General features: G+C 63.3%; 22 protein-coding genes. 15 read left to right on the forward strand and 7 right to left on the reverse strand.

The window, feature by feature from the left end; all coding sequences use genetic code 11:
• Position 1: 1 nt before the first annotated feature.
• Complete coding sequence (locus MF606_RS03340; protein ID WP_240232244.1) at positions 2–1,009, reverse strand: endonuclease/exonuclease/phosphatase family protein; 1,008 nt, start codon at positions 1,007–1,009, stop codon at positions 2–4.
• 128 nt (positions 1,010–1,137) lie between these two features.
• On the opposite strand from MF606_RS03340, the gene MF606_RS03345 reads away from it, so the two are divergent.
• The 6 genes from MF606_RS03345 to MF606_RS03370 all read left to right on the forward strand — a co-directional run bounded on the left by MF606_RS03345 (position 1,138) and on the right by MF606_RS03370 (position 4,769).
• Positions 1,138–1,944, forward strand: coding sequence for an SDR family NAD(P)-dependent oxidoreductase (locus tag MF606_RS03345; RefSeq protein WP_240232245.1), 807 nt, complete (start codon positions 1,138–1,140; stop codon positions 1,942–1,944).
• A gap of 99 nt (positions 1,945–2,043) precedes the next feature.
• Entirely contained in the window at positions 2,044–2,712 is a 669-nt protein-coding gene (locus tag MF606_RS03350; RefSeq protein WP_240233771.1) for a YiaD family glycine zipper/OmpA-like lipoprotein, read from the forward strand.
• Positions 2,713–2,842: 130 nt separating this feature from the next.
• Positions 2,843–3,373 (forward strand): DUF2975 domain-containing protein, encoded by a 531-nt coding sequence (locus MF606_RS03355; protein WP_240232246.1) that lies wholly within the window; start codon positions 2,843–2,845, stop codon positions 3,371–3,373.
• A 12-nt stretch (positions 3,374–3,385) separates the two neighbouring features.
• On the forward strand, positions 3,386–3,619 hold the full coding sequence (locus MF606_RS03360; protein ID WP_240232247.1) for a helix-turn-helix domain-containing protein: 234 nt from the start codon (positions 3,386–3,388) through the stop codon (positions 3,617–3,619).
• Between the two features lie 129 nt (positions 3,620–3,748).
• Positions 3,749–4,378, forward strand: coding sequence for an outer membrane protein (locus tag MF606_RS03365; RefSeq protein WP_240232248.1), 630 nt, complete (start codon positions 3,749–3,751; stop codon positions 4,376–4,378).
• Between the two features lie 4 nt (positions 4,379–4,382).
• Positions 4,383–4,769 (forward strand): hypothetical protein, encoded by a 387-nt coding sequence (locus MF606_RS03370; RefSeq protein WP_240232249.1) that lies wholly within the window; start codon positions 4,383–4,385, stop codon positions 4,767–4,769.
• A 35-nt stretch (positions 4,770–4,804) separates the two neighbouring features.
• Here MF606_RS03370 and MF606_RS03375 read toward each other — a convergent pair whose 3' ends face one another.
• From MF606_RS03375 to MF606_RS03385, 3 genes are all read right to left on the reverse strand, one after another.
• Complete coding sequence (locus MF606_RS03375; RefSeq protein WP_240232250.1) at positions 4,805–5,107, reverse strand: hypothetical protein; 303 nt, start codon at positions 5,105–5,107, stop codon at positions 4,805–4,807.
• A complete protein-coding gene (locus MF606_RS03380; protein ID WP_240232251.1) occupies positions 5,107–5,364 on the reverse strand; it encodes a hypothetical protein in 258 nt (85 codons plus the stop codon). Before MF606_RS03380 ends, MF606_RS03375 begins: the two co-directional genes overlap by 1 nt.
• A 63-nt stretch (positions 5,365–5,427) precedes the next feature.
• Positions 5,428–6,108 (reverse strand): L,D-transpeptidase, encoded by a 681-nt coding sequence (locus MF606_RS03385; RefSeq protein WP_240232252.1) that lies wholly within the window; start codon positions 6,106–6,108, stop codon positions 5,428–5,430.
• 176 nt (positions 6,109–6,284) lie between these two features.
• Between MF606_RS03385 and MF606_RS03390 the strand changes: the two genes are divergently transcribed.
• Positions 6,285–6,674: a PRC-barrel domain-containing protein gene (locus tag MF606_RS03390; protein ID WP_240232253.1), complete on the forward strand. Its 390-nt coding sequence runs from the start codon at positions 6,285–6,287 to the stop codon at positions 6,672–6,674.
• Between the two features lie 222 nt (positions 6,675–6,896).
• On the opposite strand, the gene MF606_RS03395 is transcribed toward MF606_RS03390, so the two are convergent.
• Positions 6,897–8,807 (reverse strand): glycoside hydrolase family 127 protein, encoded by a 1,911-nt coding sequence (locus MF606_RS03395; RefSeq protein ID WP_240232254.1) that lies wholly within the window; start codon positions 8,805–8,807, stop codon positions 6,897–6,899.
• Positions 8,804–9,868, reverse strand: coding sequence for a LacI family DNA-binding transcriptional regulator (locus MF606_RS03400; RefSeq protein WP_240232255.1), 1,065 nt, complete (start codon positions 9,866–9,868; stop codon positions 8,804–8,806). Before MF606_RS03400 ends, MF606_RS03395 begins: the two co-directional genes overlap by 4 nt.
• A gap of 361 nt (positions 9,869–10,229) precedes the next feature.
• Here MF606_RS03400 and MF606_RS03405 point away from each other — a divergent pair, with 361 nt between their 5' ends.
• Together MF606_RS03405 and pbpC are read left to right on the forward strand one after the other, a co-directional pair.
• Complete coding sequence (locus tag MF606_RS03405; protein WP_240232256.1) at positions 10,230–15,725, forward strand: alpha-2-macroglobulin family protein; 5,496 nt, start codon at positions 10,230–10,232, stop codon at positions 15,723–15,725.
• A gap of 397 nt (positions 15,726–16,122) precedes the next feature.
• Positions 16,123–18,249 carry a penicillin-binding protein 1C gene (pbpC, locus tag MF606_RS03410; protein ID WP_240232257.1) on the forward strand — a complete coding sequence of 709 codons (2,127 nt, stop codon included), beginning with the start codon at positions 16,123–16,125 and terminating at the stop codon, positions 18,247–18,249.
• Here pbpC and MF606_RS03415 read toward each other — a convergent pair.
• Positions 18,242–19,252, reverse strand: a complete 1,011-nt coding sequence (locus tag MF606_RS03415; RefSeq protein WP_240232258.1) for a LacI family DNA-binding transcriptional regulator — start codon at positions 19,250–19,252, stop codon at positions 18,242–18,244. The two genes, pbpC and MF606_RS03415, sit on opposite strands and share 8 nt — an antisense overlap.
• A gap of 222 nt (positions 19,253–19,474) precedes the next feature.
• On the opposite strand from MF606_RS03415, the gene MF606_RS03420 reads away from it, so the two are divergent.
• The 6 genes from MF606_RS03420 (at position 19,475) to MF606_RS03445 (ending at position 25,892) form a co-directional block, all read left to right on the forward strand.
• Entirely contained in the window at positions 19,475–20,797 is a 1,323-nt protein-coding gene (locus MF606_RS03420; RefSeq protein WP_275693121.1) for an alpha-L-fucosidase, read from the forward strand.
• A 10-nt stretch (positions 20,798–20,807) separates the two neighbouring features.
• A complete protein-coding gene (locus tag MF606_RS03425) occupies positions 20,808–21,593 on the forward strand; it encodes a DUF4037 domain-containing protein (protein ID WP_240232259.1) in 786 nt (261 codons plus the stop codon).
• 106 nt (positions 21,594–21,699) lie between these two features.
• The gene (locus tag MF606_RS03430) at positions 21,700–22,917 is read left to right on the forward strand and encodes an ABC transporter substrate-binding protein (protein WP_240232260.1); all 1,218 of its coding nucleotides are present in this window, start codon (positions 21,700–21,702) and stop codon (positions 22,915–22,917) included.
• A gap of 94 nt (positions 22,918–23,011) precedes the next feature.
• The gene (locus MF606_RS03435; RefSeq protein WP_240233773.1) at positions 23,012–23,938 is read left to right on the forward strand and encodes a carbohydrate ABC transporter permease; all 927 of its coding nucleotides are present in this window, start codon (positions 23,012–23,014) and stop codon (positions 23,936–23,938) included.
• Positions 23,928–24,788, forward strand: a complete 861-nt coding sequence (locus MF606_RS03440) for a carbohydrate ABC transporter permease (RefSeq protein ID WP_240232261.1) — start codon at positions 23,928–23,930, stop codon at positions 24,786–24,788. The genes MF606_RS03435 and MF606_RS03440 overlap by 11 nt, the downstream gene beginning before the upstream one ends.
• Positions 24,789–24,821: 33 nt before the next feature.
• Entirely contained in the window at positions 24,822–25,892 is a 1,071-nt protein-coding gene (locus tag MF606_RS03445) for an ABC transporter ATP-binding protein (RefSeq protein ID WP_240232262.1), read from the forward strand.
• The last annotated feature ends 4 nt before the right edge of the window (positions 25,893–25,896 follow it).

A 25,896-nucleotide genomic window follows, 5' to 3' on the forward strand; every position in this document is an offset into this window, starting at 1 on the left:
CCTATTCGAGCCCCTCGATCTCGATGCGGATCATGTCGTGGTCGGACAGCACTTCGTTATCCGGCCCGAGCGACGGAATGATGCTCGACTGCCCGACTCTAACGCCGCGCGTCAGGAACCAGTCGAGCTTGAAGCGCAGGCCCTGTGGGTTCTGGCTGAACCGACTCGGTCGCGTCGTCATCTGATCGATCTCTCCGCTGTGGCGGACATAGCTGCGCTGCCGCGCGAGTTCGAAAAGCTCTTCCTTCTCGAAGTCTCCACCATTGGCGAGCCCGGTATTGAGGTCGCCGCCCAAAATGACGGGCATCTCGCCATAGGTTTCTTCGATCGCGTCCAGGATCGCTTCCACCTGGCGGGCTCGGTGCGCCGTGTCGCCGAGATTTTCGAGGTGCACTGACACAGCACAAAGCGGACCCTGCTCTGTGGCGATCACCGCCATGATCGCACATCGCGTCCCCACGCGTGCGGCCTTGGCCTGTGGGTTGAACCAGAACAACTGGTCCGGCAGGCGTAGCATTGTGGGCATTTGCAGGGCGGTACGCGCCAGGATCGCGTTGCCATGGAAACCCTTGTCGTTCTGTGGGTCCTTGCAATAGGGCAACATCACGCCGGTGCCCAGTTCGAGCTCCAGGAACTCGACCCCATAGGCGTAAGCCATGTCCAGATGCGCGGCGACCTCGCGCGTCGTGTGGCGCTGGCCGGTTCGGGACATGCCGTTGTCCATCTCTGACAACAGCACCAGGTCCGCCTTCTGCTCGGCCAGCAGCGCCGCTGAAGGCTCCAGCACGTGGCATCGCTCCACATTCCACGCCACGGTGGTGAACGGAAATTGCAGCCGAGCGAGGTGCGGCGCCGGCGGCGCTTCGACCCGGTTCATGCAGGCCAGCTTCGCGATGGCATCGACATGGTTGGCCTCGGTCCGATCCAACGCCAGCATCTGGTTGCGGACATCCTGAGACGGAACGGGCAGGGCGATCGCCTGAGCAGGCGCGAGCTGGGGATAGGGCATGAGAGGCTCTTCGCGATGTGGTGCGCCTGCCTAGCCCGGGCGCATGTCGTACTGGTGACAGATCATCAGTCAAATCAGAAATGATGTACGTACATCAGATCACTTGCGAGGCGGATGCTGGAGCGGTAATGACATTGGCAGCCGCCAACCTCCGGACCAAAGCCATGACCGAGTTCGCCCGCTATCCGAGCCTCGCCGACACCGCCGTGATCATCTCGGGCGGCGCTTCTGGCATCGGTGAATCGCTGGTGCGCAATTTCGCGGCGCAAGGCGCCCGGGTCGGCTTCGTCGATATCGCCGTCGACGCCGGCAACCGGCTGGCGGAGGAACTGGCCGCCGCGGGTCGTGTCGTAAAGTTCACCCCTTGCGACGTTACCGATACCGCAGCCTACCAGTCAGCCATTGCCGGCTTCGCAGCGGCGCATGGTGACGCGCTGGTGCTCGTCAACAATGCAGCCCACGACCAGCGGCACGACTGGGCCGAGGTCACGCTCGCCTATTGGGACGACCGCATGGCGGTCAACCTCAAGCACGCCTTCTTCGCCATCCAGGCCGTGGCGCCAGGCATGATCGCGGCCGGGCGCGGTTCCATCATCAATACCGGCTCGATCAGTTGGATGGTCATGACGCCCCGGATTCCGATCTACGAGACGGCCAAGGCCGCCACGCACGGCCTCACCCGCGCCATGGCCCGTGAACTCGGCAAATCAGGAATTCGCGTCAACTCGCTGATCCCCGGCGCGGTCCTCACCGAGCGGCAACTCAGCCATTGGCTCGACGCCGCCGCCCTCAAGCAGATCGAGGCCAACCAGGCTCTGGCTGGTCATGTCTACCCCGACGACGTCGCCCGCATGGCCCTGTTTCTCGCCGCCGACGACAGCGCCATGATCTCGGCCCAGCAATTCGTGGTCGACGGCGGCTGGGCCAGCGCCTGAGATCATTCGTTCATCACCCGTTCAGGCACTTCCGTTCACCACCGTCCTGCCGTATTCAATGGTCACCAACGGGGCCATTAACCATCCTCAGGGGGATATCTGATGAAGTCGAAGATTCTGGTCGCGCTCGCGGCGACGCTGGCGCTGACCGCCTGCACCACCACCAATCCCTATACCGGGCAGAGCCAACTCTCCAACACTACCGGCGGCGCGCTGATCGGCACCGGTGGCGGTGCTATTGCTGGTGCTCTGGTGGGTGCGGCTGTTGGCGGTGATCCGCGCATTGGCGCGCTGATCGGCGCTGGCGTTGGTGGTCTCACCGGCGCGGCCATCGGCAATTACATGGACCAGCAGGAAGCCGAGCTGCGCGCTCAGCTCCAGGGCACCGGCGTTTCGGTGACCCGTGTTGGCCAGAACATCGTTCTCAACATGCCGTCCAACATCACCTTTGCCACCGACCAGTCGACGGTGAACCCGGGCTTCAACTCGACGCTGGTCTCGGTCGCGCTCGTGCTCAAGAAGTACGACAAGTCGATCGTCGACGTGTATGGCCACACTGACAGCCAGGGCGACGATGCCTACAATCTGAGCCTCAGCCAGCGTCGCGCCGTGTCGGTTGCGACCATCCTGGCCAATCAGGGCATCGACCAGCGCCGCTTCTACATCGAGGGCAAGGGCGAATCGTCCCCGATCGCCAGCAACGCCACCGAGCAGGGCCGCGCCCAGAACCGTCGCGTCGAGATCCAGATCGCGCCGATCAACGGCTAAGCCCGTTCAGACACACGTGATGCCGAAAGGCGCGGCCCCAAGGGCCGCGCCTTTTTCGTGCGTTCCGTCTTTCCCGTTTATCGTGATTGATTTATTGATTTTCGATCAATCGCTCAGGAAGGACATCGCCATGCCCCACCCAGCATCGGTTCGCATCGCCGCTATCCAGACCTGGAGCCGGTTCTTCGGCTGGGGTCTCACCCTGGTCATGGTCCTGCTGCCGCTCGGAATGCTCGCGGCCCTGATCGCCAGCCGCACCCTCGGAGAGTTCGTGCTGGTTGGATGGCCGCAGCCGGTCGATATGTCGCTGCTGTCGGGGTGGGCCGCCGTGATCGTCGCCTCTACGGTCATGCTCCAGGTGGCTTTCTACCTTCTGCCGCTATACTTCCTGCGCCGGCTTTTTGGCCTGTGGGCCAAAGGCGAGATCCTGACCCAGGCCGCCGCCAAGGCCATCCGTCTTACCGGTATATCCCTCCTTGCCGCCGCCCTGACCGCCACGCTGTTCCCGTTTCTGCTCAGCATCGGGCTGGCCGGCATTACCGACGGTGCTGTGGTTGATCTTGATCTGGGCGGGCTGTTGGCCGCCGGCGTCATCTATGTCGTGGGCCTCGTGCTGCGCGAAGCCGCTGGCGTTGCCGAAGACGCCGAGCTGACGATCTAGGGGAGCGCGACCATGATTATCGTCAACCTCGACGTCATGTTGGCCCGCCGCAAGATGCGCCTCGGCGAGTTATCCCAGGCCATCGGCATCTCGATGCAGAATCTGAGCGTCCTCAAAACCGGCAAGGCCCGGGCTATCCGCTTTTCGACTCTCAATCACATCTGTCGAGTGCTCGATTGCCAGCCCGCAGACATCCTCGCCTACGAGTACTCGCCGGACGATCTCGTGGAGCCGGCGGACGAGTGATTTCATGATTATCATGATAATTTTATTGTTTAATAAGATATTCTGACCTAAACCTCTCCTGCGCGCTGCCCGATTCCGGTGCGGCCTGCCCATGCGGCGCGCGCCGGGCCGGCCCAAGAGGTTTTGATCATGAAGCTTTTTCTTTCCGCCCCGGCCGCGGGCGCGTTGACGCTCGCCTTGTTGTCGTCGGTGGCGCAGGCGCAAAGTCTGCCAGCATCCAGCGCTGACTACTTCACTCCGGTCGAGCAATGGTCCGGATTCTATGCCGGCGTGCATGGCGGCATCGTCGAAAGCGACAAGCTGCCCAATCTGTTCGGCAGCACGAAATCCTTCACCGGCGGCCTGGTCCTGGGTGCTGACATGCAGGTCGGCAGTCTGGTGTTCGGCGGCATGCTCGAGGCCAATTATGGCCGCGACTACAACCACGCCATGGGCGGTGGCGCTCAGCTCAAGCAGACCTGGAGCGGCGCGGCCAAGGTCAGGGCTGGCCTGGCTATCGACCAATTGCTGGTCTACGGCATGGCCGGCTACGGCGTGGCACGCCTCGAGCCGGGAACCGGCGTCACCTCGGGCGCCGTCAATGCCGGCGGTCTCGTCTTCGGCGGCGGCGTTGAATATGCGGTCACCGAGGAACTCACGCTCAAGCTCGAATATCAGCAGGCCCGCTACGGCAACGTGGCCTTCACCTCAGGCGGCTTGGCGCAGACCAAGGACCTGATCGACCACTCCATCCGCGCCGGCATCAATTTCAGGTTCTGAGCCGATGCACCATCACATCAAATGGCTGCTTCTGGCGGGACTGCTGTCCTCGTCATCCCCCGCCACGGCATTCGACCTGTTGCTAGCTGGTGAGTGGATATCCGACGACCGCAAGACCGTGGTCGAGATGTCGGCGTGCCCATCCAACGAACGCGCGACCTGCGCCACCATCCTCGCCGATCAGCCCGAAGCAGGTGAGCCGAGCCTCGCCGGCAAAATGGTTGGTGTCGATTTCGTGCAGCGCAGCGATGGCACGTGGGAGGGCGCTGTGCTCGCGGCAAGCGGCGCACGCCTCCCCGCCACGTTGTCCATGCCGCATCCGGAGCGGCTCGACATGAAAGTCTGCGCCGCCGTCGTCTTCTGCGATAGCGTCAGCTACCTCAGACGCTAGGCTGAGCCGGAGCGGGTCCTTGTGGTCCCGCCCGGCTACTGCGCTGCCGGCGCTGCGGGGGCGACCACGCTCTCCGATGTCGGCGTGCCGGGCTGCACATCTGTTGCCGGCGCGCCCTGGAACATCTGCATCAGGAACAGCACGGCGATGACGATGGCCAACCCGATGACGCCATAGAGCCACCAATTGGTGGGGCCGGTAGCGCCCACTGTCGCCTCGTGCTCACCGGCCACCTTTATGGCCGAACCATCGGGCACATCGACGCGTGCGCCGTTCTCGTCGATCAGATTATCCACCGCGGCCACGGTCGGCGTTGGTTGCTTGGGGGCGGTGGCCATCAGAAATCCCCCCTCAGCACGGTGCCCGTGCCGACGCCATTCTCGACGCCCTCACGAATCTCGGCAATCGCAGCGTCGATCTCCTCGGCATCGAAGCCCACTTCGTCGCCTTCCTGCTGCACGCCCGTCACTTCGGCCTTCAGCTGGTTGAGCAGCTCGATCTTTTCTTTGGCCGTGAACAGGCTGTTATGGGCGATCTGCATGGGCGAGAGATTTGCGTGCCCACCCATGCGGTCGCGTAGACTGTCGAAAACCATGGTGCGCCTCCTGATGATACTCAGGAGACTCAATGCACTGCCAGCGCGCCGGTTCCGGCGGGCCTACATCACCAGGATAGGCGTACCCACCGGCACCCGCGCATGCAGGTCGATAATGTCCTGGTTGATCAGGCGCACGCAGCCGCTCGATACGGCTTCGCCGATCGTCGACGGATCATTGGTGCCGTGAAGGCGATAGATGGTGTCGCGCCCGTTCTGGAAGATATAGAGCGCGCGGGCGCCGAGCGGATTGTCGAGCCCGCCGGGCATGCCATTGGCCCATGGCGCGGCGACGGGATCACGCGCCACCATTTCCGGCGGCGGCGTCCAGGTCGGCCACTGCGCCTTGCGGGCGATCTCGGCGCGGCCGGACCAGGTGAAGCCCTCGCGGCCGATGCCGACGCCGTAGCGCAGCGCCTGGCCACGTTCCTGCACCAGATAGAGATAGCGGGCGGCCGTATCGACCACGATCGTGCCCGGACGCTCGCCGGTCGGGTCGGCCACATACTGGCGGAAATGGCTTGGCTTCAGCCGCCGCAGATCGACTGCCGGCACTGGAAACTTTTCATAGGGCAGCGCCGCATACATCTCGACATAGGCGCGATCGAAGGTCGGCTCGATCGGTCGTGGGTCCGGCACGGTGGCACAGCCGGCCAGGGCCAGCGCGCCGAAACTGGCGCCGCCGGCGAGGAAACCGCGACGCGATACAACAAGGGCAGGGGAGGTTTTAAGGGTTTGGGCCATTACGCAAATCGACTGAAAATAGCGAGGAGTGGGTCGGCGCTGCGACTCGCCTTGCTGCTTTCATACGCGGGCTTCCCTTAACCAAATCCCACGAAGCCGATCACATTTCGTTCAGCCGGAACCTGTTTCCCGCGCGTGACGTTGACCCTTCACACGTAACCAAGAGGAGCTCGAATATGGCTTACGAAGATATTCGTACCGGCGACGCCAACGTCAAGGAAACCCACGATCTCATCGCCTCCGACAAGGTTGAAGGCACTAAGGTCTACGATCCGCGCGGCGAGCATATCGGCTCGATCGAGCGCATCCTGGTCGAAAAGCGCAGCGGCAAGGTCTCCTACGCCGTCCTGAGCTTTGGCGGCTTCCTCGGCATCGGCCACGACCACTATCCGCTGCCCTGGTCCAAGCTGAACTATGACGAGAGCCTGGGCGGTTACCGCGTCGACGTCACCAAGGCGCAGCTCGAAGGCGCGCCGAAATACGACAATGACGACGACGATTACTGGACCGCCGAAAACGGTCGGCGCGTCTACGACTATTACGGTGTGGCTCCCTACTGGATCTGACCACGCCGGGAATTTCATGACCAAATGATACTGCGGCCGGCGTCCCGTAAGGGGCGTCGGTATTTCGTTGTCGTTGAGGCGCCCGATGCTTCACGCACTCGATCGTCACCCTCGGGCTTGACCCGAGGGCTCTTCACTTACTGGGCGTCCGCAAGTGGAACACCCTCGGGTCAAGCCCGAGGGTGACGTGCAGTGGGTGTGGCGACGGGTGAGGCTCGACGGTTACTGCACCTCCGGCACCCAAACCACCATCGATCCCTGCCCCCTGTTAGCCCACAGGTAATACGGCAGCGCCGTAATCGTCGCCGCATCATCCTGCGGTGGCGCAGTCCGATACAGGGTCTGCCAATCCTCCTCCTTGATGGCGAGGGCGTCGGCCTTGAGCGTCACCACGCCATCGAACAAATCCGCGCGCGTCTCCGCCCGCAATTCTGCCTCGCGCGGCAGCTTGAGCCGCTGCACCCGCCCGCCCGGATTGTCGATTTCCTCGACGCAATAAACCAGTGGCCCGCGTTTCAGTGCCACGCGGCCGGCATCCATGATCACGCCGGGATGCGCATAGAGCCGCACCGGCGGCATCGGCAGGTCGAGGCTCACTACGTCGCCTTTGGCCCAGGTCCGGTGAATGGTGAGATACCCGTTGACCGCCTTGGTCACATCCACTGCCTCGCCATTGACCGACACCTTCGCCCCCGATGACCAGCCCGGAACGCGCAGCTTCACGTCAAACGCGGCCGGCGCCGCCGGGTCCACATGGATTTTGATGTCCCCGTTCCACGGATAGGTCGACACCTCGCGCAGCCCCACCTTGGCGCCAGCGATCTCCACTTCCGTGGCGATGCCGCCATAGAGGTGAAACGCCACCCCGTCGTCGGCCGTCGATAGAAAATATCCGCCCACCGACGCCACCAGCCGGCTGACATTCATCGTGCAGCACGGGCAGGTGTGCCAGTCCCAGCGCGTCGGCGTACCGTCGCTTTCGAGCGGATTGGCATAGAAATAGTGCTCGCCATCACGGCTCAGTCCCGACAGCGCCCCATTGAACATCGCCAGTTCGAGAATGTCGGCATACTTGCCGTCGAGATCGAGATGCAGCATGCGCTGCGCCCAGAAGATCAGCGCTACCGAGGCGCAGGTCTCGGCATAGGCGGTCTGGTTGGGCAGGTCGAAATCGTGGGTAAAACCCTCGTTATGCGCCGACGGCCCGAGGCCCGCCGTCACATACATCTTGGTCTCCATCACATCGTCCCACAGCACCTCGCAGGCGCGCTTCAGCGCCGGGTCATTGAGCTCGGCCGCGAGGTCGGCCATGGCGGTATAGAGATACATGGCGCGCACCGCGTGCCCGACCACCTTGTCCTGCTCGCGCACCGGCTTGTGGCTCTGGCTATATTCATAGTCGCCGTGCACATAGCGCTGCTTGCTGTCACCGCCCTCGCGTGCTTCGCGCTCGATATCGAAATAGTGCGGATTGGGATTTCCGCGCTCATTGATGAGGTAGGTAGCGAAGTCGAGGTGTTTGCGATCGCCGGTGAGGTAGTAGAGCTTCATCAGCGCCAGCTCGATTTCCTCGTGCCCGTCATAGCCCCGCTTCTGCCCCGGCCCGGTGCCGAACACAGAATAGATGTGGTCGAGATACCGCTCCATGATGTCGAGCCAGCGCCGCCGCCCGGTCACCCGGAAATAGGCGATCGCGCCCTCCAGCATATGGCCGGCATTGTAGAATTCATGGTTGTCGCGCAGGTTGGTCCAGCGCTTGTCTGGCTCGTGCCCGAGATACCAGCAATTGAGGTAGCCGTCGGGCGCTTGCGCCTTCTCGAAATCGTCGACGATGGCTTCGATCTTGGCCTCGATATCGGCGTCGCGCCGATGCGCCAGCGCATAGCTCGCGGCCTCGATCCACTTGCCCACGTCGCTGTCCCAGAACACCTGCACCGTGAAGCCATTGGCATGGCGCGGAAAGCGCAGCGGCGGCGGCGGGTTGGGGAGCTTGAGCGAGTCGAGGATTGTATATTCGGCGAGCTTCTTGTGCTGGCTGGGAATGGTGCGGGTCAGCACCGTTTCCAACCGCTCATGCCAGAATTTTCCCTCAAGCTTCACGTCGGGGAAATTGACGGGAGCATAGCGGCTCATTGAAGTCCTCCAGAAGGCTTAGCTGACGTTGGGTCGGACGATTGTCGCACGACCAATGAGCATGGCAGCCGCTCGACGCCCCTCAGGCGCTCCCCGGCAATCATGGCGATGAGGCGCTCCCCGGCCACCCGGCCGAGTTCGCGCAAATTCATGTCGACGCTGCTGAGCGGTGGCCGCGCCGCCAGGGTCATCACGTCCCAATTGTCGAACCCGACCACCGCCACGTCCTCCGGCACGCGCAAGCCGCGCTCGCGCAAGGCATCGGTGGCGCCGCGGGCGATCTGGTCATTGCCGCAGAACAGCGCGTCGGGTATCTCCGCCTTGCCGTCGAACAGCTCGGCCACCGCTTCCCGGCCCCAGGCCTCCGACCATTCGCCGTTGCGATAATAGCCATCGATCTCAGGCAGCCCGGCTTTGGCCAGCGCGTCGGCATAGCCCTGGTGCCGCAACACGACAGCAGCAAAGCTCGCCGGCCCACTGATATGGGCAATGCGCTTGCGGCCGAGGCTGATCAGGTGCTCCACCCCCAAAACGGCCCCGCCCTGGTCGTCCGGCAGCAGGCAGAGCGCGTCCGGGTCATCGGTCTGCGAAAACACATAGATGACAGGCATCGACTTGCCCGGCACCGCGATGGCCGGCCGCGTATCCATGCGGCGTGCCGTCACCAGCAAGCCGTCGATCCGCTTGCCCAGTAGCTGGTCGAGATGCTGCTTCTCGCGCACCGGATCGTCGGTGGCATTGCACATGAAGACCGCAATCCCGTGCTCGGCCAGTCGCTCTTCCAGCGCTTCGACGATGGGGAAGATGAAGCGTCCGAAGCTGTCGGTCGTGAGGATACCCACAGTCATCGACTTGGCCCGATGCAGGCTCTGCGCCATCGCATTGGGCCGGAACCCCAGCGCCTGCGCCGCGGCGACGACTTTCTCGCGCGTTTCTTGCTTCAGTCGCCCATTGCCGTTGAGCGCCTTCGAGGCCGTCCCGATCGACACGCCCGCCGCCCGCGCCACATCCCTGATGGTGGCACGCTCCGGATAGCTGCCCTGGCTGCCGTCGCTATCCATTCAACGCCCCGATAAGTCCCGAACGACTGCGCAAAGCTTTTCCCGTCCTGATCGACACGTGACCATCAGGCCTGCCTCTCAATTTGGGAAAACGTTTTCTTGGATCGCGAAACTGCCACGGATGAGAGTGGGTTTGCAATACATAAAGCGCCGATCCTGCGCAGAGGCCGATCGGATGATGCTCTCCGCGGAGCATCGGCTAAGGCGCTGCCTCTGCCCGCAAAAGCGGTCCTCCCGATCCCCAGTGGTTATCCCATCAAATTCGCTAACCACAGCCGCAATCGTGACCCGGGACTATTGCTTTCTCCTGGCGCATGAGGGCGATATGCTGCGCTTGGCTGGTAGTTTTTGGGAGGGCAGCATGCTCCGTGGTTTTGGTGCGATCCGCTGGTTTGGCGCCGCGATGATTATGGGCCTCGGCCTGTCCATGGCCCACGCCCAGGACCAGAAGATTACCCTGCTCGAGAACACCGACCTTCCGGGTTTCGACTATGCCATCGTCAAGGACGTCGACCTTGACGCCTGCACCGCCGCCTGTGCCGACGACAATATCTGCCGCGCCTTTACCTTCAACGCCCAGTCCAACTGGTGCTTCCTCAAGGGTACTGCCGGCGAGGAGACCGAATTCAACGGCGCCACCTCAGGCCGTGTCAGCCGCGCGCCGTCCCCGGCGGTGACCGAAGCCGTTCGCCAGGCCGAACTGCCCTTTCCGCCGCAAAGCCTGATCGACGAGGCCAAGGGCTTCGCCAGTGGCCTGCCCAGCACCGACGCGCCACCGCCGAAGGTGACCTATGCCGATCTCGTCGCCTCTGCCGACGAGGCTGTGGCCGAGGAAAATCAGGTGGGCGCCATCGTCGCTTATCGTCAGGCTCTCGCCATCAACGCCAATGATCGCGCCGTCTGGCAGGCTTTGGCACAGGCCGCCCTGGCGCGCGCTGAGATCGTCGCCGGCCAGGCCGAAGGCGACAATAGCTACGATCTGGCCAGCACCGCCATCTCTGCGTCGATGAACGCTTTCCTGCGCTCCACCGCTGACGAGGACCGCGCCAACGCATTGGCCACGCTCGCCAATGGCATGGAGTATCGCGGCATGTGGCGCGAGGTGATCGCCACCTACCGCCTCAGCCTTAAGCTGGTGCCCAACGAGGCCATTGCTGCCCATCTCGACGATGTCGTGGCCCAGAACGGCTTCCGCGTCGTCAATCACGTCGTCGATGCCGAGGCCGCTTCGCCGCGCATCTGCGCCGTCTTCTCAAGCCCGCTCGGCTCGACCGATCTCTCCGCCTTTGTTGTTGTGCCGAACGCCCCGCAGGCCTCGGTCGAAACCGAACAGGAGCAGATCTGTATCGAAGGTGTGCTGCATGGCAGCCGCTACAACATCAAGCTGCGCGCCGGCCTGCCGTCCTCCGATGGCGAGACCCTCGCCAAGGACATTGACCTCGACGTCTACGTGCCCGATCGCTCGCCCTTCGTCGGCTTTGCCAACAATGCCTATGTCATGCCCGCTGGTCTCGGCGGCGGTCTGCCGATCACCTCGGTTAATGCCGAAATCGCCGAAGTGATGATCTACCGCATCGGTGACCGCTCCATCGCCACGGCCGTGCGTGACGGCATCTTCCAGGGCAACCTCGACGGCTACTCGGCCGAGAACATTGCAGGTTCTGTCGGCGAAGAGGTCTGGAAGGGCGAGGTCGACCTCGCCCAGGGCAAGCCCAACGATCTGATCACCACCGCCATCCCGGTTGCCGAAGCGCTCGGCGAGATGCAGGCGGGCGCCTATGTCATCACCGCCAAGGTGAAGGACAAGGACGATAGCGAATATTGGGACCAGATCGCCACACAGTGGTTCATCGTCACCGATCTCGGCCTCACCACCATTGCCGGCGATGACGGCATCCACGCCTTTGTCCGCGGCCTCGACGATGCCAAGCCTGTCGCTGGCGCGACCGTCCGCCTTGTGGCCGTCAACAACGAAATCCTCGGCGAAACCACGACCGATGCCGAAGGCCGCGCTACTTTTGCGCCGGGCCTGGCCCGTGGTGAAGGGGGCAGGGCGCCACAATTGCTGGTCGCCGAGACCGCCGACGGCGACTACGCCTTCCTCGATCTCAGTAAGCCCGCCTTCGATCTCACCGATCGTGGCGTTGAGGGCCGCCCGTCCCCGGGCCCGCTCGATCTCTTTGCCACCACTGAACGCGGCGTCTATCGCCCCGGCGAAACCGTCTTCCTCACCGCTTTGCTGCGCGATGAGCGGGCAGAAGCGGTGTCCGACCTGCCGCTGACGCTTGAAGTCGAGCGTCCTGATGGCGTCGTGGCTTCCAAGCAGGTGCTGAACGACCAGGGCGCCGGCGGCTACTTCGCGGCCCTGCCCATGGTCGAAGAAGCCATGCGCGGCTCCTGGACCCTGCGCCTCTATTCCGATCCCAATGCCGAAGCGCTCTCGAGCACCAGCTTCCTCGTGGAAGATTTTGAGCCCGAGCGCCTGGCCTTCGATATCACCGCCGCCGAAGGTCCGTTCCAAACCGGCATCGCCAACGAAATCGACGTCGCCGCCAAGTATCTCTACGGCGCCACCGCGCCCGATCTGGCGATCGAGGCCGATGCCATCATCCGCCCGGTCTATGGCCTGCCTGACTTCCCCGGCTACACCTTCGGTCGTCTCGATGACACCATCGAAACCACTCGTGAGCCGCTCGGCGTCGTCGGCACCACCGATGCATCCGGCAATGCCGTGGCCGAGATAGTCCTGCCCGAACCGCAGGCGACCACGCGTCCGCTCGAAGCCCAGGTGCTGCTGCGTCTCGTGGATACCAATGGCCGCGCCATTGAGCGCAGTGTCACCCGTCCAGTCCTGGCTACGTCAAACCGCATCGGCATCAAGCCGACATTCGATGACCCGACGGGCCTCACCGAGGGCAGCGAGGCGCAGTTCGACATCGTCGCCGTCTCGCCCGAGGGCGAAGCCGTCGCCGCCACCGGCCTCAACTGGACCATTTCGCGCGTCGAAACCAACTACCAATGGTATCGCGACGGCAGCACCTGGAAGTGGGAAGGCATCACCACCCATCGCGAAATCGCCACCGGTACCGTCGACACGCCAGATGGCGGCCCGGTCACGATAGGCGCCAATGTCGATTGGGGCCTCTACCAGGTCGAGGTCGAAAGCACCGGCGCTGACGCCACCTCGTCGAGCTACGAATTCTACGCCGGCTATTATTACGCCGATGCTGGCTCCGACACGCCCGATACCCTGCAGGTCGCCCTCGACAAGCCGGCTTACCGCGTTGGCGAAACCGCCAATCTCAAGCTCGATCCGCAATTTGCCGGTACTGCTTTGGTCATGGTCATCGACAACCGCGTCATCGCCATGGAGGCCGTCGAAGTCCCCGAAGGCGGCACCACCGTGCCGCTCGAAGTGACCGACGAATGGGGTCCCGGCGCCTATGTCACGGCCGTCCTCTATCGCGCCTCCGACGCCGCCGAAAAGCGCATGCCCTCGCGTGCTCTGGGCCTCGCCTTCGCCGATGTCGAACCCGGCGACCGCAAGCTCGACGTGACCCTGGAAACACCAGAAGTCACCCTGCCGCGCCAGAGCTTCACCACCACGGTTGATCTTGGCAATCTGGCCGCCGGCCAGACCGCCTATGTCGCCGTCGCGGCGGTCGATCTGGGCATTCTCAATCTCACCAACTTCAAGGTGCCTGATCCCGACGGTTGGTATTTCGGCCAGCGCCAGCTCGGCATGGAAATCCGCGACCTCTATGGCTCGCTGATCGATCCCACCCAGGGCCTCGCCGGCGCCATGCGCTCCGGTGGTGACGGCGGCTCGTCCCGCACCGGCACGCCGCCTGCCACCTCGGTCCTCGTTGCCCTCCATTCAGGCATCGTCCAGGTCGATGCTGAGGGTAAGGCCACCATCACCTTCGACATGCCCGACTTCTCCGGCACCGTCCGGGTCATGGCCATGGCCTGGAGCGACACTGCGGTGGGTCACGCCTCCGCCGATGTGATCGTCCGCGATCCCGTCGTCGTCACCCTCAGCCCGCCGCGCTTCCTGCGCGTTGGCGACGAGTCCCGCTTGCTCGTCGAAATCAACAATATCGAAGGCGCTGCTGGCACCTATGGCGTGTCGCTGGCCACCGGCGACGGTATCGCCACGCCGGCCGAAAACACCGATGTGGAACTGGCAACGGGCGACCGAACCGCCCTCAACCTGGCCCTAAACGGCATGCAGATCGGCGATTGGCCCGTCGTGCTGACCATCACCGCGCCCGATGGAAAAACGCAGACCAAGGAGCTCACGCTCGGGGTCCGTCCCACCTCTGCGCCTGTGACCACCAGCCGCCTGCTGCCCATTCCTGCTGGCGAAACCATCACTGTCGGGAACGATTTCTTCGACAGCTACATGGCCAATACCGGCGCTATGACCGTGGCAATCGGCCCCTTGGCTCGCCTCGACGTGCCCGGCCTGCTGCTCTCGCTCGATCGCTACCCCTATGGTTGCGCCGAGCAGACCTCGAGCCGTGCCTTCCCGCTGCTCTATCTCAATGACGTGGCCAAGCTGATTGGCCTCGAAGGCGACGAAGAGCTGAACAAGACCGTCACCGACGCCATTGCCAGTGTGCTGTCCAAGCAGACTTCTGGCGGCGGCTTCGGTCTCTGGGGTCCATTCGATGGCGGCGACATGTGGCTCGATGGCTTCGTCACCGACTTCCTGCTGCGCGCTAAGGCAGCGGGTTACGAGGTGCCCGAGCAGGCGATGACCATGGCTCTCGATAACCTCACCAACCAGCTGTCCTATGCCGCCGATTTCGACAATGGCGGCGAGGATATCGCCTACGCGCTCTACGATCTGGCCCGCGCCGGTCGTGCCGCCATGGGCGATCTGCGCTACTACCTCGAAGCTCGCCTCAACGCCTTCGGTTCGCCGCTGGCTCAGGCGCAGCTTGGCGCCGCTCTCGCCCTCTATGGTGACAGCACCCGTTCCGCGACGGCCTTCGCCGCCGCGATAGAAAGCCTCGCCGAAGCCGAACGCAACCCCAACCGCTACCGCGCCGATTACGGTAGCCGCCTGCGCGACACTGCTGGCGTCCTGGCTCTCGCCGCTGAGTTCAAGCCTGAAGGCGTCGACCTCACGGTGCTCGCCAACCAGTTGGCCAAGCTGCGCGACCGCGCCCGCTATACTTCCACCCAGGAAGATAGCTGGACGCTGTTGGCCGCTGCCGCACTCGGCGCCGCCAGCACCGATGGCTCGATCACCCTTGATGGCGAGGCCCTGACGGGTCAGGTCTATCGCAAGTACGAGCAGGCCGGTTTCGCCCCGGTCGAGATCGGCAATACTGGCACTGCGGCCACCGAGGCCAAGGTTACGGTCACGGGTTACCCGGCAACCCCGCCAGAGGCCTCCAGCGAGGGGTTCACGCTCTATCGCGAATACTTCCTGCCCGATGGCACGCCGGTCGATCCCGAAAGCGATCCGATTGCTCAGAACGAACGGCTGGTCGTCGTACTGACCGTCCGTCCGACCAATCTCGGCTCCGGGCAATATGTGGTCGCCGATCCGCTGCCGGCCGGCTTCGAGATCGAAAACCCCGAACTGTCGGCCGGGGAGGGCGCCTCCGATTTCGCCTGGCTCACCCTCGACGTGCCCAACCACGTGGAATCGCGCACCGACCAATACGTCGCCGCCTTCCGCTACTTCTCGGATGCGGGCACGTTCACCACGGCTTACCTGGTCCGCGCCGTATCGCCAGGCACCTTCACTTTGCCCGGCACCACGGTCGAAGACATGTACCGCCCCGAGTTCCGGGCAAACCTCGCCGCCGGCCAAATCGAGGTCACCGCGACCGGGCCATGAGTGAGGCAGGGGCATATTGGGCAGGCGGGGCACGCCCCGCCTCACCTCTCCCTTTGGGGGAGAGGTCGGCCGCAGGCCGGGTGAGGGGGCCTTCCCCTTGCACAGAGTTAAGGAAAGGCCCCCTCACCCAACCGAAGACGGTCGACCTCTCCCCCAAAGGGAGAGGTGAAGGAAGTACATGCTCTCCCACCCACCAACCGTCACGTCAGGGCTTGACCCGAGGGCTCTGTACTGGCGATCGCCTGCATTTAGCAGTCGACACCCTCCCCCTTGTGGGGAGGGATCAAGGGTGGGGGTTGTTTAGCCCCCGTATCGGGGTTCCGTATCACCCCCTCCCAGCCTTCCCCATCAAGGGGGAGATGCCGCCCTGTGGACGTGACCAGTTCGTGCCAAATCCATGAGCGATCTGCCCGAACCAAAACCCCGCGCATGGACCCGCTGGCTCACCCTGACCGGCTTCACCCTCTTCGTCCTCGCCTGCGCCGGCGCCATCCAGCTCAACTCCACCATTGTGGGCATCACCGCCACCCTGCCTCCAACGCCCGACATCGCCACGCTGCCGGTCTCCGTCGCCGTCACCGACCGCGACGGGGCGCTCCTGCGGCCCTTCACCACATCAGACGGACGCTGGCGCCTCCCGGTCGACCGCACCGCCGTCGACCCGCGTTTCCTCGCCATGCTCATCGCCTATGAAGACCGTGGTTTTGCTGACCATGGCGGCATTGCCTGGAACTCCATGCTGCGCGCTGCCGGGCAATATGTCGGGGCAGGCGGTCGTGTCGTCTCCGGTGGTTCCACCCTGACCATGCAGGTCGCTCGCCTCATCGAAGGCGAGCCCACCCGCAATGTCTGGGGCAAGCTGCGCCAGATGGTCCATGCCAACCAGCTTGAGCAGGAGCTCGACAAGGATCAGATCCTCGACCTCTACCTGACCCTCGCCCCCTATGGCGGCAATATCGAAGGCATTCGCGCCGCCAGCCTCGCCTATTTCGGCAAGGAGCCAACCCGCCTCACCACCGCCGAGGCGGCGCTCCTGGTGGCTCTCCCACAGTCGCCCGAGGCCCGCCGCCCCGACCGCGACCCCCGCGCCGCCGAGGCCAGCCGCAATATGGTGTTGGACCGCCTCGTCGCCATGGGCGCTCTGCCCAGCGAAGAGGCCATCGCCGCCAAGCTCGAACCGGTGCCCACGGCCCGCCGCGGTTTCCCCATGCTCGCAGCTCACATGGCCGAGCAGGCGCTGAAGGCGCAACCCGCCGCGCGCGCCATCGAACTGACCATCGACAAGCGCCTTCAGGACGCCCTCGAACGCCTCGGCACCGCCCGCGCCCGTCTCATCGATCCAAAGGTCTCGGTCGCCATCGTCGCCGCAGATATCGACACCGGAGAAGTCCTGGCCTCTGTTGGTTCGGCCGGCCTGCTCGCCACCGAAAGTGCCGGCTTCGTCGACATGACCAGCGCCATACGCTCCCCCGGCTCGACCCTCAAGCCGCTGATCTATGGCCTAGCCTTCGAACTCGGCCTCGCCCATCCCGAAAGCCTGATCGAAGATCGCCCCACCGCCTTTGGCGGCTACGTCCCGGTCAATTTCGACGGCTTCAGCCGCGGCACCGTCACCATCCACGATGCGCTGACGGAATCGCTCAATATCCCCGCCGTCGTCGTCCTCGATGCCGTCGGTCCCGCGCGCCTGGTCTCCCGCCTGCGCCGCGCCCACGCCGACCCGCGCCTGCCGGTCAACACGGCGCCCAGCCTGGCCGTCGGTTTGGGTGGTGTCGGCATCAGCCTGCGCGATCTGGTCTCGGTCTATGCTGCCATCGCCAATGCCGGCACGCCGATAGACCTGCATGATGGCGTCAAACCGCCAGCAGACGACCAGCATGCTGGCAGCAATCCGTCGGTGCTTGACCCGGTTTCTGCCTGGTACGTGTCCGATATTCTCGCCGACGTGCCGCCGCCGCTCAACGGCTCCCCCGGCCGCATCGCTTACAAAACCGGCACCTCCTACGGCTATCGCGACGGCTGGGCCATTGGTTTTGATGGCAAAACCGTCATCGGCGTCTGGGTCGGCCGCCCCGACGGCGCCCCGGTTCCCGGCCTCTCCGGCATCACCGGCGCGGCCCCCATTCTGTTCGAAGCCTTCGACCGCCTCGGCAGCCGCAAAGCCCCGCTTCCCAAGGCGCCGCCGGGTGTCGTCTTCGCCTCAAACACCCAGCTTCCCGGGCCTTTGCGCCGCTTCCGCCACCCCGATGAGGGCCTGGTTGCCCGCGATGCCGCCCCCGAAATCGCCTTCCCCGGCGATGGTGTCGATGTCGATCTGGGCCTGACGTCCGGCGATATCTCGCCCCTGATGGTCAAGGTCCGCAATGGCGTGCCACCCTTCACCTTCTTCGCCAATGGCGCCCCGTTCGGCCGGCCCGAATTTGCCCGCCAAAGCACCTGGTCCCCCGATGGTCCGGGCTTCGTAACGCTGTCCGTGGTCGACGCCGAGGGGCGCGGCGATACGGTGACGGTCTTCCTCAACTAAGCCGTTTGCAGGACGTTCCCGGCACAAATTTAGGTGCCAGAACAAAGTCTTGCGCGGGGTCGGCGGCACCTTCCGGGCTCATGATGCGATACAGGATGCGCCGCGCGATGATCCCGCCCAGCTTCATCGTGTCCTGGATCACCATGGTGATCCTCGGGGTGATCACGCTGCTCCACTGCACATCGTCGATCATGGCCAGCGATATATCTTCCGGGCAGTTGAAGCCCAGTTCCTGCATGGCCTGTAGCGCCGCTAACGCCACCGCATTATTGGCGCCCAATATCGCGGTCGGCCGGTCCGGCTGGATCAGCAGGCGCATCGCCGCCTCATAGCCGGCGCCCCGGGTAAACTGACCATCGACCACGAAATTGGGGTTCACCTCCACCCCGGCGCTGGCCATTGTATCCATGAAGCCCCGCAGGCGTTCCGATGCCGTGTTCATATGCTTCGGGCCGGCAATGAAGGCGATGCGACGGTGACCGAGTTGCAGCAGGTGCTCGGTTAGCATGGCCCCGGCCAGGTGGTTATCCGAGCCGACGAAGTCGCGCTCGATGCCATGCACCTTCTGGTCGAAGCACACGGTCGGTATGCGCAGCCCCTGGATGAAGTCGACATAATCCTGATCGTGGCCGGACGGCGCTAGCGCCAGCCCGGCGACCTTGAGACCCGTCAGGTGATCAACCAGTGCACGTTCACGGTCGATTTTGCCAGACGAGTCGGTGATGAGCACGAAGTGGTTGTGCTCAATGGCATAGTTTTCGAGCTCGCGGCGGATATCGCCAAAGAACGGGTTACCCACATTGCCGACCACAAAGCCGATCAGCCGGCTGCGCCCTCGCGCTAAGCTCTGCGCCAAGGGGTCGGCTACATAGCCAACGGTCTGTACGGCATCGCGAATTCGCTCGAGCGTCTTCTGGCTCACGCGTCCCGGATTGCTCAGCGCGAGCGACACCGTAGAGACTGAAACGTCGGCCAGTTTGGCAACATCGCGAATTGTAGCCATTACATTGTCGAACCGCTTCTATGACTTTGGTGGCAGGCAAATGCCTGCCTGCACCCATGAATGTACCTTTGGATACCTAGCATTCGCTCGCCATTCTGCAAGAGAAATCTCCGATGACGAGGGCTGAGATAAAGTGACTTGACTCTCCAGTCGTCCCAAATCAGATTGCTATCGAACCGGTTCGATATGTGTTTGACGCGAAGCCGGCAGATGGAGGAAGCATTGGATAGCGCTCTGGTAAGCAGCGGTCGTGTCGACACGTCGGGTGGAAAAGTATGGTTCACCGATGACCGCTTCGGCATGTTCATTCACTTCGGCCTCTATGCAGGTGCGGCGCGCCACGAATGGGTGCAGCACCGCGAGGAGATTTCGACCGAGGACTACGCCAAGTATTTCGAGAACTTTAATCCCGACCTCTATGACCCGCGCGAATGGGCGCGTCACGCTCGTGAGGCGGGCATGAAATATGTGGTGCTGACGGCTAAGCACCACGAAGGCTTCGCGCTCTGGGATAGCCAGTACACCGACTACAAGGCGACCAATACGCCCTACGGTAAGGACCTGTTGAAGCCCTATGTCGAGGCGTTCCGTGCCGAGGGGCTGAAGGTCGGCTTCTACTATTCGCTGATCGACTGGCACCACGCCGATTTCCCCATCGACGGCATTCATCCGCTGCGCAACCACCCCGATGCGATCGAGATGAACAAGACCCGCGATGTCCGCAAATATGCGGAATACATGCGCAATCAGGTCACCGAACTGCTGACCAATTTCGGCGAGATTTCCGTCATCTGGTTCGATTTCAGCTATCCCAAGCGCGAATATCGCGGCATGCCCGGCAAGGGCCGCAATGATTGGGAAAGCGAAGAGCTGATTGGTCTCGTCCGCCAGTTGCAGCCCAATATCATCGTCGGTGACCGCCTCGACCTTCCGACCGATGGCAATTTCCCCAAGGATCTGGCGACCCCCGAGCAGTACACGCCGCGCGTTGCTCCCACCATCGACGGCAAGCCGGTGCGCTGGGAAGTCTGCCACACCTTCAGTGGCTCCTGGGGTTATCACCGCGACGAAACCACCTGGAAGGATGCGGGTCAGCTCATCAACATCCTGATCGACACCGTCTCGCTTGGCGGCAATCTGCTGATGAATGTCGGGCCCACCGGCCGCGGTGCCTTCGACAAGCGTGCCATCGCAGCACTCGAAACCTATGGCGAGTGGCTGCACGTCAACGGCCGCTCCATCTACGGCGCGGGTGCTTCGGAATTCACGGCGCCGAATGGCTGCAAGTTCACCCAGTCCGGCAACCGGCTCTATGTGCACGTGCAGACCTGGCCCTTCCGGCACATCCACATCCCGGGCCTGGGCGGCAAGGTTAAGTATGCCCAGTTCCTGCATGACGGCAGCGAGATCCACTGGCTCGATCCAAAGGCCGACGTGGACTCCAATATCGGCGTAGCCGTGGGTGATGGTATCCTCACGCTCGAACTGCCGGTCATCAAGCCGGACGTGGTCGTGCCGGTGATCGAGCTGATCCTCAATCCGTGATGCGTGCGGCATGAGCATCGAAGAAGAGCTGTTCGCCACGATGACGCCGGTCATTGCCGAACTCGCCGAAAGCGGGAACGGAGCGGTGTCTTTGGGTGGCTCGCGGGCCAAGCGCCGGTCGGATACGCAGTCGGATTACGATTTCCGCGTCTATGCCGACCAGTTCAAGGGCCCCGAGCTCAGGCAGACCAAGGCCTGGCAGCAATTTGATGCCGTTCTGCAGGGTTGGGAGGCAAAGGGGCTGCGCCTGGATGGTGTCTGGGCCCGCCGCTATGCCAGCGTCCAGTCAGACCTGGACGCCTGGGTGGAAGGCCGGGGTGTCCCCAAGCACTACGAGTGGACCATTTGGGGCTACCACCTCCCCACGGACCTGGCGCACCAGCAGATCATCGCCGATCCGCTGGGCATCCTGGCGGGCTGGAAGGCCCAGCTCGCCACCTATCCCGATGCGTTGCGGACGTCGATCATCGACCAGAACCTCGAGGTGCTGCGCTACTGGGCTGCCGATTACCACTATGCCAGCAAGGTCACCCGCCGCGATTTGGTGTTTCTGGTCGGCCTGACCGGCAAGCTGGTGAACGCCATCCTTCACGTCGTCTTCGCCGTCAACCGTACCTACTACCCCGGCGATGGCTGGAACCTGGAGATCGCAAAGGACCTGGCGCGTCTTCCAGCCGACTTCATCGCTCGCATGACGTCCGTGTTGCAGCCTGGCAATGACGCCGATTGCTGGCAGCGGCAGCGCCTGGCCCTGATCGCTCTGATCGCCGATCTGGAGGCCCTGACCATCGACTAATGCCGCGAACTCTCGCCCTGCGAGGAGCGGGCGGGGGAGTGAGCAAACGAAAAACGTGCCGAACCAAAGCCAACAACAAACCAACAGTCACTGAGGAGGAACTATCGTGAAACTATCTCTTATCTTGGCGGGCGCCGCCCTGGTGGGCAGCTCGGTCTTTGCCATCCAGGTTCAGGCCCAGGATGCCCCGGTCAATCTGACCTGGCAGATGTGGGGCGACGAGAAGGACACCGCGCTCTGGGAAAGCCTGGCCGCGCTGGTGACTGAGGAATATCCAAACATTACCGTGACCCCGCAGATTTCCGGCTGGACCGACTACTGGACCCGCCTGCCGGTGCTGGCCTCGTCGGGTCAGATTGCCGACCTGGTCGCCATGCAGTCCATGCGCATGCCCAGCTTCTATTCGATCCTGGAGCCGCTCAATCCGCATTTCGAGGGGGATAGCTTCGATCTCGCTCCGTTCGAACCGTCGATTATCAGTGGCCTGTCGCATGACGGCACGTCCTATGCGCTGCCCTATGACGTCGGCCCGTGGCTGGTCTTCTACAACCGGGACAAGTTCGCCGAGGCCGGTGTGGCCGAGCCCGCGCCGGATTGGACCTTCGATGACTTCAAGGCGGCAGCGCAGAAGCTGACCAGCGGCGAAAACTACGGCTATGCCACTCAGGCCTTCGATTTCATTGCCGGACCCGTCTCGCTCGGCGCCGAATACTTCAACGACGCCAACCAGTTCGATCTGACCAATGCCAGCTATGTCGCCGATGTCGGCAAGTTTGCCGACCTGGTTGCCGTGGATAAGGCTTCGCCGGTCTTTGCGTCCGGCGCTGGTGCAACCACAGCAAGCGGCCGCTTCGCCTCGGGCAATGCCGCGATGTATATCGATGGCCCGTGGTCGCTGATCTCCACCCAGGGTGCGGTGGACTTCAAGGTTGGCGTGGCGCCGCTGCCGCGTGGCGAGGGCGAATCGCGCTTCATCACCGCCGGTTCCGGCTGGGGCATCTCGGCGACAAGCGCCAACAAGGAAGCAGCTTACAAAGCACTCCAGGTTCTGACTGGCCCCAAGGCAGCAGAAATCCTGGCCTCGGCCGGCCGTGCCCTGCCCGGACGGCTGGCCGAGCAGTCCTTCTGGTATGACGTTGCTGCCAAGGACATCAGCGGCACGCGCGAAACGCTGGAGTACTCCTTCGAGCATGCCACGCCGTTCCGCCTCAACGAGAACTGGAACGAGTTCGAGAACCTGCTGACCCAGTACATGCCGCTGGCCCTGAACGGGGACTCGACGACAGAGGCAGTTCTGGCCGACATCCAGAGCCAGCTTCCGTAAGTCTCGCGGCACCTGGCCGGCCCGCCCGGCCAGGTGCTAACCTGACATTCAGGCATCTGAATTGTCGCCAGAGGGGAGCGTACCCGTGGCCGTCATGCACGAAACAGCCGTAGCCAATGCCGTCCCGGCCAAGCGCCGCAAGAGCCGGCTGGATGCCGGGGAGGGAAGAACGGCGTTCTTCTTCCTCCTGCCTAGCCTGATCGGCGTCATGCTCTTTCTGGTCTTTCCGATTATCGCCTCGGTGGTCCTCAGCTTCACCAATTGGAAGCTGCTCGGCCAACCCGCTTTCGTCGGCTTCGCCAACTACACGCGGCTATTCACCGCCGACCCGCAATTCTGGCCGGTGCTGCGCAATACGCTGTTCTTCACGGCCGAATATCTGGTGCTGAACATCATTATCTCATTGGGGCTGGCGGTTTGGATTTCCAGCCTCAAGATGGGGCAGCGATGGTTCCGGGTGATTTTCTTCCTCCCGACTTTCACTCCGGGCATCGCTGTCGCCATCGTCTGGATGCTCATCTTTGCCCCCGACGGGTTCTTCGACTTCGTCATGAGCTCGCTCTCTATCCATATCCCGAGCATGCTCACCGACCAGACCCTCGCCATGCAGGCGGTCATCATCGTCTCGCTCTGGGCTGGCGTCGGCTACAACACGGTCCTGTTCAACGCCGCGCTCGACATGGTCCCCGCCAACTACCTCGAGGCCGCGCGCATCGATGGCGCCTCGGCCTGGGACCGCTTCTGGAAGATCCGACTGCCCTTGATTTCGCCGACGCTGTTCTTCGGCACAGTGATGACGGCGATCACCTCGCTTCAGGTTTTCGACCAGATCTACGTCATGACCCGCGGCGGGCCGGGAAACGCCACGGCGACATTGGGCTACGCCATCTACCAGCGCGGCTTTCAGAATTTCCAGATGGGTTACGCGTCGGCCATCGCCTGGGTGATGTTCGCCATGATCATGGCGCTGACCGCCTTCCAGTTCTGGCTCCAGCGGAAATGGGTGCACTATGACAACTAGGGCAAAAGCCAAGGCCGACGCCCAGCGCACGCTGGCGCTGGATATTCTCAATCATGGCGCGCTGGCCCTCGTGGCGCTGCTGTTTCTCTTCCCGTTCTTCTGGATGGTCTCCAATGCCGTCCGCAGCAATGCGGAAGTGCTGGCCATTCCCGTGCGCATCCTGCCCAACGTGTATGAGTGGGGCAACTTCGCTAAGGCCTGGTCGGAACTGCCGTTCGGCAGGTTCTTCCTCAACAGCATGATCGTCTCGGTCAGCGTCACCGTCATCACCGTGGTGGTCTCGTGCCTCTCCGGCTACGCCTTCGCGCGGCTCAAATTCCCCGGCCGCGATCAATTGCTGATGGCCTATCTGGGAACGCTCATGATCCCCGGCATCATGCTGATCATTCCGCTGTTCCTGATCGTCAACAATCTGGGCATGGTGAACACCTTCCAGGGCGTGATCCTGCCCGTCGCTTTCGGCACCTTCGGTTCGTTCCTGCTGCGCCAGTTCTTCCTCTCCATTCCCTTGGAGCTGGAGGAAGCCGCGCGCATCGACGGCGCCTCTCGGCTCCGTATTCTGGTCAGCATCATCGTGCCGCTGTCGATGCCCGCCATCGGCCTATTGTCGCTCTTCACCTTCATTGGTCAGTGGAACAACTTCCTTTGGCCGCTGATCGTGATGACGGGGTCCGATAACGCCACGCTGCCAGTCGGCCTGACCTATTTCCAGACCCAGCAGGGCACGGCGTGGAACTTCATCATGGCCGGCGCCGCACTCTCAATGATCCCCGGCGTGATCCTGGCCATCGTGCTGCAAAAGCTCATCTACAACTCGATTGCCTTGAACGCAGGCATGGGCGGGCGCTAGGCGCCAGGCCCACAAACCGCAGGGAGCCAGAGTATGGCCAACGTCAAAATCACCGGTGTTGTCAAAGACTACGGTGCGCTCCAAGTCTTGCACGGCGTTACCGCCGCGGTCGGCGACGGCGAATTCGTGGTGCTGGTCGGCCCATCCGGCTGCGGCAAGTCCACCCTTCTGCGCATGATTGCCGGCCTCGAAAGCATCACCGATGGCGAAATCGAGATCGGGGGCAGGGTGGTCAATGACCTCGAGCCCAAGGAACGCGATATCGCCATGGTGTTCCAGAGCTACGCGCTCTATCCGCACATGACCGTGCGCGCCAACATGGCCTTCTCGCTCAAGCTGGCGCGCCGCAGCAAGGCCGAGATCGACCAGATGGTCGACCGAGCGGCCGAAATTCTCGATCTATCGGCGCTCCTTGATCGCTATCCCCGTCAACTCTCCGGCGGGCAGCGCCAGCGTGTCGCCATGGGCCGGGCCATCGTGCGGAATCCACAGGTCTTCCTGTTCGATGAGCCGCTCAGCAATCTCGATGCCAAGCTCCGCGTGCAGATGCGCGGCGAGATCAAGGCGCTGCATCAGCGCCTCGGCTCGACCATGATCTACGTCACCCACGACCAGATGGAAGCCATGACCATGGCCGATCGGATCGTGGTCATGCGCGCTGGTAATATCGAGCAGGTCGGCACCCCGCTGCAGATTTATGACACCCCGGCCAATAGCTTCGTCGCCGCCTTTATCGGTTCGCCCTCGATGAACCTCATCGATGGCGTCGTGAAGGACAGCGATGGCGCGCGGGTCATCGAGACCGCCGACGGCACGACCTGGCCGCTACCGGCCGGTGCCAAAGTGACAACGGGCACTGCAGTGCAGCTTGGCATTCGTCCCGAGCATATCTTCCTCGACCCCGGCGGCCTCGCCGCCGAACCTGTTATCATTGAGCCGACCGGGGCCGAAACTCATGTCCAGATGCGGGTCGGCCAGCAGGTTCTCACCGCTGTCTTCCGCGACCGGCCCGATATCGATCTGGGCAAGACCTTCCATGTTCGCCCTGACACCAGCCGCGCCCACCTGTTCGACAAGGCCTCGGGCGTCAGGATTGTGGCCTGACAAA

The sequence above is a fragment of the Devosia lacusdianchii genome (assembly GCF_022429625.1).
Lineage (GTDB): Bacteria > Pseudomonadota > Alphaproteobacteria > Rhizobiales > Devosiaceae > Devosia > Devosia lacusdianchii.